General features: G+C 32.4%; 10 protein-coding genes. 6 read left to right on the forward strand and 4 right to left on the reverse strand.

Translation table 11 applies throughout. From position 1 onward, the window contains the following. Positions 1-47: 47 nt before the first annotated feature. The 3 genes from BD821_RS00175 to BD821_RS00185 all read right to left on the reverse strand — a co-directional run bounded on the left by BD821_RS00175 (position 48) and on the right by BD821_RS00185 (position 4,567). Positions 48-2,099, reverse strand: a complete 2,052-nt coding sequence (locus tag BD821_RS00175; RefSeq protein ID WP_104408794.1) for a bifunctional metallophosphatase/5'-nucleotidase — start codon at positions 2,097-2,099, stop codon at positions 48-50. A 346-nt stretch (positions 2,100-2,445) separates the two neighbouring features. Beyond that, a complete protein-coding gene (locus tag BD821_RS00180; RefSeq protein ID WP_104408795.1) occupies positions 2,446-3,882 on the reverse strand; it encodes a sensor histidine kinase in 1,437 nt (478 codons plus the stop codon). Further along, on the reverse strand, positions 3,872-4,567 hold the full coding sequence (locus tag BD821_RS00185) for a response regulator transcription factor (protein WP_104408796.1): 696 nt from the start codon (positions 4,565-4,567) through the stop codon (positions 3,872-3,874). Before BD821_RS00185 ends, BD821_RS00180 begins: the two co-directional genes overlap by 11 nt. A 198-nt stretch (positions 4,568-4,765) precedes the next feature. On the opposite strand from BD821_RS00185, the gene BD821_RS00190 reads away from it, so the two are divergent. Next, positions 4,766-5,215, forward strand: coding sequence for a DUF2680 domain-containing protein (locus tag BD821_RS00190; RefSeq protein ID WP_104408797.1), 450 nt, complete (start codon positions 4,766-4,768; stop codon positions 5,213-5,215). 335 nt (positions 5,216-5,550) lie between these two features. Then, entirely contained in the window at positions 5,551-6,528 is a 978-nt protein-coding gene (locus BD821_RS00195; protein WP_226104479.1) for a CAP domain-containing protein, read from the forward strand. Positions 6,529-6,598: 70 nt separating this feature from the next. On the opposite strand, the gene BD821_RS13600 is transcribed toward BD821_RS00195, so the two are convergent. Further along, complete coding sequence (locus BD821_RS13600; protein WP_479723203.1) at positions 6,599-7,468, reverse strand: PLL family lectin; 870 nt, start codon at positions 7,466-7,468, stop codon at positions 6,599-6,601. A 914-nt stretch (positions 7,469-8,382) separates the two neighbouring features. Here BD821_RS13600 and BD821_RS00205 point away from each other — a divergent pair. The 4 genes from BD821_RS00205 to BD821_RS00220 all read left to right on the forward strand — a co-directional run bounded on the left by BD821_RS00205 (position 8,383) and on the right by BD821_RS00220 (position 13,396). Next, on the forward strand, positions 8,383-9,360 hold the full coding sequence (locus BD821_RS00205; RefSeq protein ID WP_104408798.1) for a LacI family DNA-binding transcriptional regulator: 978 nt from the start codon (positions 8,383-8,385) through the stop codon (positions 9,358-9,360). A gap of 117 nt (positions 9,361-9,477) precedes the next feature. After that, the gene (xylA, locus tag BD821_RS00210; protein WP_104408799.1) at positions 9,478-10,791 is read left to right on the forward strand and encodes a xylose isomerase; all 1,314 of its coding nucleotides are present in this window, start codon (positions 9,478-9,480) and stop codon (positions 10,789-10,791) included. A gap of 59 nt (positions 10,792-10,850) precedes the next feature. Continuing rightward, positions 10,851-12,356 (forward strand): xylulokinase, encoded by a 1,506-nt coding sequence (gene xylB, locus BD821_RS00215; RefSeq protein WP_207655256.1) that lies wholly within the window; start codon positions 10,851-10,853, stop codon positions 12,354-12,356. A 14-nt stretch (positions 12,357-12,370) separates the two neighbouring features. Continuing rightward, positions 12,371-13,396 (forward strand): aldose epimerase family protein, encoded by a 1,026-nt coding sequence (locus tag BD821_RS00220; RefSeq protein ID WP_104408800.1) that lies wholly within the window; start codon positions 12,371-12,373, stop codon positions 13,394-13,396. Position 13,397 lies beyond the last annotated feature (1 nt).

Here is a 13,397-nt window from a genome sequence, read left to right on the forward strand (position 1 = left end):
TCACTTTTTATATTGCTATTTTTTTATAAGCCTTAATATTAAAAGAATTATTTACCTCTTTTTAGTATCGAGACACCTGTAGCGGTTAATGATAGACCTAAGATGATTATAAGGGATAATCCTATAGGAGATCCTGTCTTAGGTAAGTCACTATAATTTATATTAGTTTTTGAAGAATCATTTGAAGGCTCTGAAGATTCCACCTTGTCGTTATTATTATCAAAAGTAATAGGTAACTCATTATCATCTTCATTTTTAGTATAAAGATTATCTAATTCTTCTTTTGGAATATCATTTATATTTATAGAAGCAATATTTGTATACTTTCCATCGTCACTAGTTGGAACACTTAATATTCCTTTTTGTACTAGCTTTGTTACAAGATCATATTCTTTAGAAAGTTTATCTATACCTAAAAGTGACCAGTTTTCAGCTACGTGTCCATCTAGTAGGCCACCTTTAACATTCATTATATAATCTATAGAACGATTTCTTATGGTTCCAGCATCTTCCCCATATTCATCTTTAGATGACCACAATTTTTTGATATTAGATCTTCCTTCTAGGGCTCCACCTTTTGATAAGAGTTGATCCATACGGTAGGAATTAAGACCTAGTTTAAGGGTATCACTATCTTTGATTTCTTTTCCATCTCTATAAGTTAAATTAACTATTCTATTTCCAGCAGGTTTTGATAGATCAATATTGTAGTTTATTCCACCAAAGATATCATTAGTGCTGTACTTTGAATTTCTTCTAGTAGGGTTAAAGCTTGGAGTGATATCACCTTCTTTAAGCTGATTAAAGTAGGCAGCTGACCATTCCATGTAATCTTTAAGGTCTTTTCCTGTAACTTCATATACTGTAGTTTCACCACCAGTATATCTATAGTTAAAGGCTATGTCCTTTTTCTTTATAGGTCCTATATTTAATTTTGCTTTTTCATTTTCTATGCCTATAGCCACTGCATCAGCCTTGCTATAGTATAATTGAACTTCATTAAAAAATGTAGTAAGAGCTGTTGGGGCTATTTGAATTTCAGGTATACCTTTAATTTGCTCATCAGGTACTAAAGGCATAACCTTAAGCTCACCTATAACCTTATTTGCTTCATCTCTTAAAGCCTTATGGAAAGGTTGTAATTTATCTTCAAGTTCCTTATCTGATTTATATTTTGATACATCTATAACATTGGATTTCTTATCTTTAAGAAGATACTTATCATTTTCCTTTTTAAAGGTTAAATCTACCTTAGATAAACGTTCTCCATATTTTGAAGGTTCTGTTACAAGTACTCCATTTATAAGTTTTCCATCGATTTGTTTATGCATATGACCTGCAAATATAACGGAAAGCTCAGGCACAGCATTAGCTAAGTCAGTTACACCAGTATTTGTAATCTCATTTTCATTATCTTCGCCCATGTGAATAAGTCCAACCATCACATCTACTTTTCCTTCAAGTTCTTTTACTACCTTTTTAGTTTCTTCTACAGGATCTGTAGTATGAACACCTTTTAAATGATCAGTTCCAGCTTCAAACTTTTCAATAAGTGGGGTAGTCATACCTATAACTCCTATTTTTATACCACTTCTTTCAACTATGGAGTAAGCAGGCATAAATCTAGTTCCGTCTTCATTATATAAGTTACCTACAATTGCTTGTCCAGTTTTAAATTGATTAGTTACATTCTTTAAAGTATCTAAGCCAAAGTTAAATTCATGATTACCCATGGCCCAAACATCATAGTTTAAATAATTCATAGCAGTCACCATAGGCTGCTCAGCACCTTTATTAAAAGTTTCTACAGAATTATCCTGAATGGCATCTCCTGCATCTACTAATATAACATTAGGATTTTTAGAGCGTACATCCTTCACTATAGAAGCTATTTGTGTCATGCTTCCTTTGATATTAGCCTCATCTGCTGAATAGTCCCAAGGCATGAATCTTCCATGGACATCAGAACTTTGTAAAATGGTAATGGTTACATCCTCATTAATAGTTTCAGCCTTTGCTGATTTTAAATTAAATGAAGTAACGGTAGACAGGGATAAGGAAAGGGTTACAAAAAGGCTCAATAATTTTTTGTTATTCAATTTTTTTTATCCTCCTTTATGATATACAATTTTGTCACTATAATTATACTTCAAATTAACTAAAATACAAAATAAATTTACATTATGGTTTCAGTGGGAGTAAAAAGTACCTCTGAAGCTTAGAAATCTGTTTCTATTTGGCACATAAAATTTAAGGTATATATAGGTGGATTTTAGATATTATGATATAGATAATAAAAATATTGATACATCCCCTTTTAATTAGCATATTGAAAAGTTTAAGTACTAAGTTTTATAAGTCTAGTGAAAAATTAAGAGTAATAGGATGAAAGTTTAACGTATATTTCAGCTGTTTTTATAAAATAGGATTATTTTACAGATTATGTTAGAATTGAAATTTGAACTGTGTTTCTTCATTTTGCTTACTATTAAGGGTAACATTAATATTATGTCTGTCTGCTATTTGCTTTGCAATAGCAAGGCCAAGACCTGTGCCGTTTTTATTTGCCTCTGATTTTACCTTATAGAAGCGGTCAAAGATATAGGGTAAGTCTTCTTTTGAAATTCCAATTCCGTTATCTTTAATTGATACTGATCTATTTTTAAGTGTAAGTGTGACCACACCACCTTTAGGAGAAAACTTTATAGCGTTATCAAGAATAATCAATAACATCTGGCGCAAACGACCATAATCTCCCAATACTTCAAATATATGAGTATCTTGATTTTGCTTTATATTAACACCTTTTAATTTAGCAATTTGACTTGCACTACGAATCACATCATTTATCACATCACAAAGGTTAATCTGTTGCATTTCTATTTTGAAATCTGTATTTTGAAGACGAGATAAATCAAGTAAGTCGTTTACTAGTCTTTGGAGATACAGGCTTTCACGTAGCATTTGATGGTGATATATTTTTATTTGATCAGGATCTGTTACTATTTCCTCACAGAGTGCTTCAAGAGAACCTCGAATTACTGTAACTGGTGTTCTAAGTTCATGAGAAATATTTGATATAAAGTCCTGGCGAAGCCTATAAAGCTTTTGGCGTTCCTGGCTGGCAAGGTCAAGCTGATCACTTAACACATCAATAGCAGATGCAAGCTCTCCAATTTCATCTTTTTGACGTACACCTGTTTTGCTACTATAATCCCCTGCTGCAAGCTGCAGTGCTGAATCCTTCATCTTTTTTAAAGGCTTTGTAAAAGCTACTGCAAGTATTATAGATAAAATAATAGACAAGATAAGAGCAACTAAGATGCTCAATGTTAAAATACTAAATCCCTTTAAGACACCTTCATTCATTCCTTCTACAGGAGAATGCAGAAGGAGGGCACCAATAACTTTTCCTTTAATCTCAATAGGTGTGCCTACAGTAAGTGTAGGGGCATTCAAAAGATTACTAAAACCCTCACTAAAGGTTGTTTTCCCTTGAAAAACTTCTTTAACAACGGCTTCGGCATCTGCTGGTAAATCAGCATAATTATACTTTTTACTTTCCATGTGGCTACTTGTAATAAGATCAAGGTTTTCGTCCACAATCCATACATCTGTCATGGCAATATCATCTAAAAGTCGAAGATATGAACCGTACCCTAGATGCTTCCCACCCATAATATTAGTAGAGGACCCTGAATCACTTATAAGGTTAGAAAGTGTATCTGCAATAGTTACCGCACGTTTCCCTAAATCAGACTTGTAGATTTTCATGGTGTGATTTTTAAAAAGGGTCATAAAAACGCTACCTATAATTATTGAAAATAACAAAAGTGTAGCAGAAAAATACATTATTAGTTTAAATGCAATTTTATTTTTCATCTAATTTTTCCTCGAATTTATAGCCAATGCCCCATATTGTTTTTATTTCCCAGCTGCTATGATGAAATTCTTCAAGTTTTGCACGAAGACGTTTAATATGGGAATCTACCGTTCGGCTGTCTCCATAATAATCATATCCCCAAAGTAGATTAAGCAGGTTATCTCTAGAAAACACCTTGTTTTTATTGGTGGCAAGGGCCCATAAAAGTTCCATTTCTTTTTTTGTTAAAGATACATTTTGATTATCTATTGTTACAATGTAATCATCTAAATTGATAGTTAGATTGTGAAAGGAATAAATCTGTTGATTTTGTAGGTCTACATGAGTTATTCTTCGTAGAATTGCACGTATCCTTGCCATAACTTCACCAGGAGAAAATGGCTTTACAATATAATCGTCTGCACCAATATCAAGGCCCATAATCTTTTCAAAATCTTCCCCTCGTGCTGTAATCATTATAACCGGAACATTAGAGGTCTTGCGGATATTTCTACACACTTCAAAGCCGTCCATTTTGGGCATCATTACATCAAGCAATATAAGGTCTGGCTGGAATTTTTGGAAAAGGTCCATTGCTTCAAAGCCATCTAGTGCAATTTTAGGTATGAATCCTTCTTTTCTTGCGTATTCCCCTAAAATAGAGGTAATTTGTTTATTATCATCTGCAATTAAAATAACAGGCATAGCATCACCTCGTAACTTTTTAATATGTTAATTATAACATATTAAAAAAAAATACTGTGACAAAAGTATGTTTTTTCAAACTCAAATGTTCACAAATTTAAAAGAATAAAAACACAATTTTGCCATAGCTTTAATATATTCTATAATCATAGCAAACAATAAGATGCTAAGTATAAAATTATAAGGAGGTCATTTAATATGAAAAATATAAAAAAAATTGTATCCTTAGGCGCAATAGTGTTTGCAATAGGCGCAACATCAGTTACTGCATTTGCTGCATCTAACTATACTACACGGGCTGAGGTAGTGGCAGGATTAACAGGGAAAACTGTAGAAAGTGTTAATGCTGAAAGGTCTGAAGAAGGTAAAACTTATGGAGGTATTGCAAAGGACGCTGGAAAGCTAACAGAATTTAAGGCTGAGGTTCTTGAAATGAAAAAGGATGCTTTAGCTAAAAAGGTTGAAGAAGGAACAATAACACAGGAAAAGGCTGATTTAATTATCACAAAAGTGGAAGAAAGACAAGCGAGCTGTGATGGAACAGGTGCTCTAAAAGGTTCTAGAAAATCTGGAGAAGGTAGAGTAAACCCTGGTGAAGGTCTTGGTAATAGAAATGGTAAGTGCATAGGTTCTGGATATGTAAAATAAATTAATGTAATATTATATCTTAAAGAGAATAAATATGATAATTGTTGCCCTAATTTTATTAGGGCTTTTTAATATATAGAAATTTGTGGTCTAATTTGTATTTATAGTTATAATTATATTGATATTTAGTAATAAGTAATTTACCTTAGACATTGTGGTTCAGGTAATACTAAGCTATAACAAATGGATATAGGAAAAAGGTAACAATTTATGAGTTAAAGACTGAATTAACCACTAAGGGATTATTATAGAATTACAGGAATCAGGTTACTAATAAAAAATCATTGATTTTGTGGTATAACTAATGACAACACAAATTAAAAGGAGTGAAACTAATGAGAAAAAAGTTTATTACACTAATTATATGTGGTGCATTAACAGGTACTGGATTAATGGGAGGAACAATTAAAAGTGGCACGGAGTGGGTTAATCCGCTAAGGGCCATTTTAGGAATAGAAAGCGTAAAGCAAGATAAAGAAAGCAATGTAGTAGAAAAGGATACTATAGTTGAAGAAAATTCTACTACAAAGGAAGTTGCTACACAAGAAGTTAAAAATGATGAAACTAATGAATTTGTTGAATTGGTAGTTAATGGACAAGCAAAGAAGGAGCAGGTTTCTAATAAAGCTACACTAGATAATGATGTTAAATTAGAAGACAATATTAATGAAGCTAGTAAAGATAATGAATTTTCTATTGAGTTATTAAGATCAAATAGAAATTCAATGGTGTACAGACCTTCAAGGAGAAATGTAAGTGCAAAACCAGCTGTAACACCAAAACCAAATACTACGCCTAGTGCACCAGCTCCTGTAGTAACACCTAAACCAACGCCAAATCCTGCACCGGCACCCGTGGTTACACCTGCGCCTGTTAAACCATCCACAGGAGTAGTAACAAATGATGCAAACTTTGAAGCAAAAGTTGAGCAACTAATATTTAATAGGGTAAATGCAGAAAGAGCTAAAGCGGGAATGTCTCAGTTAAGCTACAATAGCACAATGGAGAAATATGCAAGGATTAAATCAAAGGACATGGCTGATAGAGGTTATTTTGATCATAAGAATCCAGAAGGACAACTTATAACTGTTCAAATGGCTAAAGATGGAGTATCATATAGGGCTTGGGGTGAAAATATAGCTTATATAGGTGGTATTTCTGATGCAAATGCTGTTGCTGATAAGTTCATGACAAATTGGATGAATTCATCAGGTCATAGAGCAAATATATTATCATCTAACTTTACAAGCATAGGAGTTGGAATTTATAAATCAGGAAATAGATACTATGCTACTCAAGAATTTTACAAATAAATAGACAGTATTGTAAGGGCTCTAAAGATAGAATTAATTCTATCTTTAGAGCCCTATTTTTATAGATTAATTAGTTTCTCCAAATATGCCACATTGCATTATTTCTGCCTCTAGCAAATACATCCGTTCTGTTTGAACCCCAAGATACTGCTGATGGATCAGAGGTGATGGTTCCTCCAAGATTACTCCAATTGCTCCATCTTGAGCCATTCCATGACATAGTCATTAGTTGGTTATTTTGACCCCTTGCAAATACTTCAAGTCTATTAGACGCTCTAGAAGATACTGCAGGAGCTGAAGTTATATTTCCACCAAGGTTTTGCCAGCTGCTCCATCTAGAGCCATTCCAGAATATGTGATACAAACGATTGCCATCTCCACGAGCTAAAACATCAATTCTATTATTTCCCCAGGAAACAGCAGTAGGAGCTGAAGTTAGCCTTCCACCAAGATTTTCCCAATCACTCCATCTTGAACCGTTCCACCACTTATGATACAAAGCATTATCAGTGCCACGTACAAAGGTATCAAGTCTATTACGAGACCAAGAGGAAACTGCAGGAGAAGATGTTAAAGTACCACCAAGGCTTTCCCAGTTGCTCCACCTTGAGCCATCCCAGAAAATATGCCACATAGCATTGTCTGTACCTCTTCCAAATACATCAATTCTATTGTTTGCCCATGAAACAGCAGCAGGTGCAGAAGTTAATACACCACCAAGGTTTTCAAAATTACTCCATCTTGAACCATTCCACCATTTATGATATAAGGCATTGTCAGTTCCTGTTACAAAGGTATCGAGTCTATTAGGTGCCCATGAAGAAACACCAGGACCAAAAGATAAGACACCACCAAGGTCTTCCCAATTACTCCATCTATTAGATGGGTTAGGTGGATTAGTAGGAGTAGGTGTACTAGTATTTATTAAAGTAAATTCTATTACCTCTTTAAAGGTGCTGTCAATTATATTATTAGGTACTCCACTAGAACGTAAAGAAACAAATATCCAAGTATAACTTCTTCTGAAATTATTAAATATAGCATTTGTTCTTTGATTTATGTTTCCACTATACCTATTAGCATTGTCTATGGTATAGGATATTGCAATACTAAAGTAAATGTTAGTAAGTGCACGACTTACTCCAAATCTTTCAAAGTTTCTTACAAGGTGCGGCCTTTGAATGTTAAGAAGTGCAAGTATTCTATTTACATCTTGTTGAGGAGCCCTAGTATCTTCTAGAGATACATCATAGTTTTCATTTAAAGATCTAGAGTCATTTGAATGATCATTTTCATGAGGAATCTCCATAAATTTAGGTTCATTGAAGTTTTCAATTAAATTGTAATCTTGAAGTTCATTAGAATCTCTAATTTCATCAAGGTTTTCCAAGCTATTAAAAGCATAAATATCCTCAATACCTTTAGTATCATTAAAAACTTCAAAATCATTAGAATTTTCAAGATCATCTAAAACTTTAGGGCTATTAAAAACTTTAGAGGTGTTATCATCTTCAACCCTATAAAAACTCCTCATTTGCTCATCTAATAATGAATTAAAAGCTTGATTATCTGCAAGGGGACAATAAAAGAATGGATTATACATTAGAAACCTCCTAATATTTTGCTGCGAATTTTAAATTCTCATCAGTTATATTGTATTCTTAAAGACTAAAGCTGTTACAGAAATATTAGATAGAATGATAAGAAGTTGAACATATTGCACTATTATTATAGACCACTAAATCTTGACAATGGTATGTAAACGATATACAATATGAGAAAGAAGTACTTTTTCTATAAACATGTAACATGTTACACAGTATATGTAACATGTTACATAAGGAGGTGAGTCATATGGCAAATATTAGAGATATAGCAAGAGAGAGTGGATTAAGTATAGGTACAATTTCTAGGTATATAAATTCTACAGGATATGTTAGTGAAGAATCTGCTAAAAAGATCCAAATGGTTATTAATGAAATGAACTACACCCCTAATCAACATGCTCGTGCTCTATTTAATAGTAAATCTAAAATTATCGGATTAGTATTTCCAAGCTTAATTAATCCATACTTTTCAGAATTAGCAACTATTTTTGAGCATTTACTTCAAGAAAAGGGGTATGTAATTATTCTTTGTAACACTGAGGATAGTAGAGAAAAAGAATTACAAGCATTAGAGTTATTAAAAGGATTTAGAGTAGAGGGTATAATTTTGGGAAGATCTCAGTGCAAGAATGAATTAAATAAAATAAACATACCAATGATTTCTTATGAGAGTACAGTTGAGAATAATAATATCATAACAGTTTCTGCGGATAATTATAAAGGAGGGGCTCAGGCATTCGAACATCTTTATAAAAAGGGTTGCAGAAAGTTATTACACATTAAAGGACCTACAAGCTTTGAAGCAACCCAATTAAGGTATGAAGGATTTATAGATTCAGCTAATAAAAAAGGTATCAAACCAGAAATAATTAACTTTGATACTGATTTTGATTTACAAAATAAAAATTACATTGATGGTGTTTTAGATAATTACGATATGAAGAAATATGATGGAATATTTGTATTTAATGATATTGTGGCAGCACAAATGTTGAGGTATCTAAATGAAAAGCAGATAAAAGTACCTAAAGATATTAAACTTTTAGGCTTTGATAATTCATATATATGTGACCTTTTAAGTCCAAGGTTATCTACTATTGAACAACCAATAATTAGTATTGCGGAACGTTGTATTGAATTATTGTTTGAAATAATTGATGGTAAGGAGGTTTATGAAAAAGAGCATTTAATAACAACTAGGATAATTCAAAGGGAGACTACGTAATTAATGCTTTTAAGGCTGAATTAGCGATATTACACATTAATATTGATTGGTTTAAAAATAATAGACTTTTGTGCGAAACGTAAAGATTAAAATAAACAATATGAAAGGAAGACAGATATGAAGGAATATTTTAAAGGCATACCAGAAGTTAAATACGAAGGAAAAGATTCAATTAATCCATTTGCTTTCAAATTTTATGATGCAAAAAGAGTAATTGATGGTAAGAGTATGGAAGAACATTTGAAGTTTGCAATGTCATGGTGGCACACAATGACTGCAACGGGAACAGATCCTTTTGGAGCAGGAACAATAGATAGAAATTATGGACAAACAGAATCTATGGAAATAGCAAGAGCAAAAGTTGACGCTGCATTTGAACTAATGAAAAAGCTTGGCATTAAATATTTTTGTTTTCATGATGTAGATATTGTTCCAGAAGGAAAAGACCTTAAAGAAACTAAAGAAAATTTATCAGTTATTGTTGATTACATTGAAGAAAAGATGAAAGGAACTGATATTAAACTATTATGGGGAACAGCAAACTGTTTCTCAAGCCCAAGATATATGCATGGTGCCGGTACATCCTGTAATGCAGATTCATTTTCCTATGCAGCGTCTCAAATTAAAAATGCTATTGATGCAACAATACAATTAGGTGGAAGTGGGTATGTTTTTTGGGGTGGAAGGGAAGGTTATGAGACTCTATTGAACACAGATATGGGATTTGAACTTGATAATATGGCAAGGTTGATGAAGATGGCTGTTAAGTATGCTAGAAAAAAAGGCTTTAATGGAGATTTTTATATTGAACCTAAACCAAAGGAACCAACAAAGCATCAATATGATTTCGATGCCGCAACAGTTATTGGTTTTCTTAGAAAATATGACTTAATGGATGATTTTAAATTAAACATTGAGGCTAATCATGCAACTTTAGCTGGACACACATTTCCTCATGAACTAGCAGTAGCTAGAATAAATGGAGTATTTGGAAGTGTGGATGCAAATCAAGGAGACTCACTTTTAGGTTGGGATACTGATCAATTTCCAACAGATGTTAAGGATGCAACTTTATCAATGCTTGAAATTATTAAGGCTGGAGGATTTATAAACGGTGGATTAAATTTTGATGCTAAAGTAAGAAGACCCTCTTTCACCTTTGAAGATATTGTTTATGGATATATAAGCGGTATGGATACATTTGCTCTAGGATTGATAAAGGCTTATGAAGTTATTGAAGATGGTAGAATTGATGAGTTTATTGAAAAAAGGTACGCAAGCTATGAGTCAGGAATTGGTAAGAGAATTTTAAATGACGAAGTTACATTAGAAGAGCTAGAAGCGTACACTCTTGAAAATAAAGAAAGACCAATGGAAAGTGGCAGACAAGAATACCTAGAAACAATACTAAATCAAATATTATATAAATAATTAAAAAATTAAAACAAAATGTGATATTTTTATAATTCATTTAGAAAGGAGGTGTTAAAGTGAAATATTTACTAGGAATGGATTTAGGGACATCATCATTAAAAATTGTACTATATGATGAAAAATTCAAAGAAATTCAAAGGGTTTCAGAAGCATATGAAATGAATCAACCACATAATGGTTGGGCTGAACAGAATCCAGAAGATTGGATAACTGCCCTAGATAAGGGTGTAAAAAAGATATTAGAACAATCCATGGTTAACCCAAAAGATATTATTAGCATTGGTTTAACCGGACAGATGCATAGTTTAGTTATGTTGGATGAAAAAAACAAAGTGATTAGACCAGCAATTTTATGGTGTGATCAAAGAACAAGTTTAGAATGTGAAGAAATAACTGAAGTTTTAGGTAGAGAATTTTTGATTAACGAGACTGCAAATCCAGCTTTACCAGGGTTTACATTATCAAAATTAATATGGGTTAAGAAAAATGAACCAGAAAATTATAAACGTTGCAGGCACATTTTATTACCCAAAGATTATCTGCGATTATATTTAACGGGGGAATATGCAACCGATGTATCTGATGCTAGTGGAATGCAAATGTTAAATGTTAAAGGTAGAACTTGGTCTATAGAACTAATGGAAAAGTTGGATTTAGATCCGGGGATTTTGCCAAAGGTTTATGAGTCTATAGAAGTTACGGGTAGGATTCAACAGCATATTACAACTAAACTTGGATTAGATAAAGAAACATTAGTAGTAGCAGGGGCAGGCGATAATGCTGCTGCAGCTGTAGGATGTGGTGTAGTAAAGGATAAAATGGCATTTACTACAATAGGAACTAGTGGAGTTGTATTTGCCCATACTTCTAAATTTAAGATTGATAAAAAAGGTAGAGTTCACACATTTTGTGCAGCTGTACCAGGGACTTGGCATGTTATGGGGGTAACACAAGCAGCTGGATTATCACTTACTTGGTTTTTAGAAAACTTCTATAAAGATGTTTCAGAAAAGGTAATATTTGAGGAACTAGATGATATCTTGAGTAAAGTACAAATTGGAAGTGATAAATTAATTTACCTACCATACTTAATGGGGGAGAGAACTCCTCATTTAGATTCTAAATGTAGAGGGGCATTTATTGGGTTATCAGCTAAACATAAAAGAGAAAATATGCTTAGGGCAGTAATTGAAGGGGTAACATTCTCTTTAAGAGATTGCTATTCAGTGGTAAGCGAACTTGGAATTGAAATAAACACAATGAAAATAACTGGTGGAGGTTCCAATAATAAAATATGGTCTCAAATGATAGCGGATAATTATGGCTGTGATATTAGCAGTACATTTAAAGATTCAGGTACAACATTAGGAGCAGCTATATTAGCTTCTGTAGGAGTAGGATTATACGACAATGTTGAAGAAGTTTGTAAATGGGCTGTATCTTTTAAGGATGATTACAAACCTAACCAACGTAATAGGGGAGCTTATGATAAATACTATAAAATATATAAGAAGCTATATCATGATTTGAAACAAACTTTTGTAGAATTAAATTCTCTTTAATAAGGAGCAGAAATATGATAAGTAAGGTGGTATTTGGAACTTATAATGGTGAAATTATATATGGGTTTATTTTAGAAAATGAAAAGATTCAAGTTCAGATAATAGAGTATGGTGCAACAATAACTAAGATTTACATGAAAGAAGAAAATCGGGATGTTGTATTAGGTTATGATGATTTAGAAGGATATATTAAAGATACCTGCTTTTTTGGAAGTACTGTTGGTCGTTGTGCCAATAGAATTGAAGCTGCAAACTATATACAAGGAAGAAAAATAGTTAAATTAGAGAAAAATGATGGGCAAAATCATCTGCATGGTGGAACTTTTGGATTGCATAAGAAACTCTGGAAAGGAAAAGTTGAAGGGAAATCAGTTATATTAAGGACCACTTGTAAAGAAAGTGAAGATAGATATCCAGGAACTAGTGAAATAAAGATAACTGTAGAACTTATAGGTGAGCAACTTATTTTTCACTATTATGCTGAATCAGATGAAGATACATTAATAAATTTAACCAATCACAGTTATTTCAATTTAAATGGACACAATTCAGGGAATATATTTACTCATTACTTGAAGTTGAATGCTAAATTATTTATGCCCTGTAGGGAAGACTTAATACCAGATAATAGGATTTGTTTTACGAAAGATACACCTTTTGATTTTGAAGAATTATGTCAATTAGAAAAACCTAATGATAAAAATAATGAGCAGATTAGAATATGTAAAGGATATGATCATAACTATATTGTTGATAAAAGTAACAATTCATTAGGAATTTTGGCTGAGATATGGAGTGAAGATAAGAAGGTTTGTTTAAAAATATATTCAGATGCTCCATGTTTTCAACTATATACAGGAAATAGCATAAATAATGTTTTAGGAAAAGAAAAATCTATATATAAATCATATCAAGGAATATGTATTGAACCACAACTCGCACCTAATGCTATTAATTCACCCTGGATGTCAAGTCCACTAATTAAAAAGAGAGAGAAGTATCAAAGAATAATTAAATATCAATTTAACGGAGGGGAATAAA

It is taken from the genome of Clostridium algidicarnis DSM 15099 (assembly GCF_002934235.1).
Lineage (GTDB): Bacteria > Bacillota > Clostridia > Clostridiales > Clostridiaceae > Clostridium_L > Clostridium_L algidicarnis.

What these genes read in the sequence shown, in the direction of transcription:
- BD821_RS00180 (WP_104408795.1), bottom strand. Translation starts at nt 3,882, where the DNA reads ATGAAAAATAAAATTGCATTTAAACTAATAATGTATTTTTCTGCTACA.
- BD821_RS00185 (WP_104408796.1), bottom strand. Translation starts at nt 4,567, where the DNA reads ATGCCTGTTATTTTAATTGCAGATGATAATAAACAAATTACCTCTATT.
- BD821_RS00190 (WP_104408797.1), top strand. Translation starts at nt 4,766, where the DNA reads ATGAAAAATATAAAAAAAATTGTATCCTTAGGCGCAATAGTGTTTGCA.
- BD821_RS00195 (WP_226104479.1), top strand. Translation starts at nt 5,551, where the DNA reads ATGAGAAAAAAGTTTATTACACTAATTATATGTGGTGCATTAACAGGT.
- BD821_RS00205 (WP_104408798.1), top strand. Translation starts at nt 8,383, where the DNA reads ATGGCAAATATTAGAGATATAGCAAGAGAGAGTGGATTAAGTATAGGT.
- xylA (WP_104408799.1), top strand. Translation starts at nt 9,478, where the DNA reads ATGAAGGAATATTTTAAAGGCATACCAGAAGTTAAATACGAAGGAAAA.
- BD821_RS00220 (WP_104408800.1), top strand. Translation starts at nt 12,371, where the DNA reads ATGATAAGTAAGGTGGTATTTGGAACTTATAATGGTGAAATTATATAT.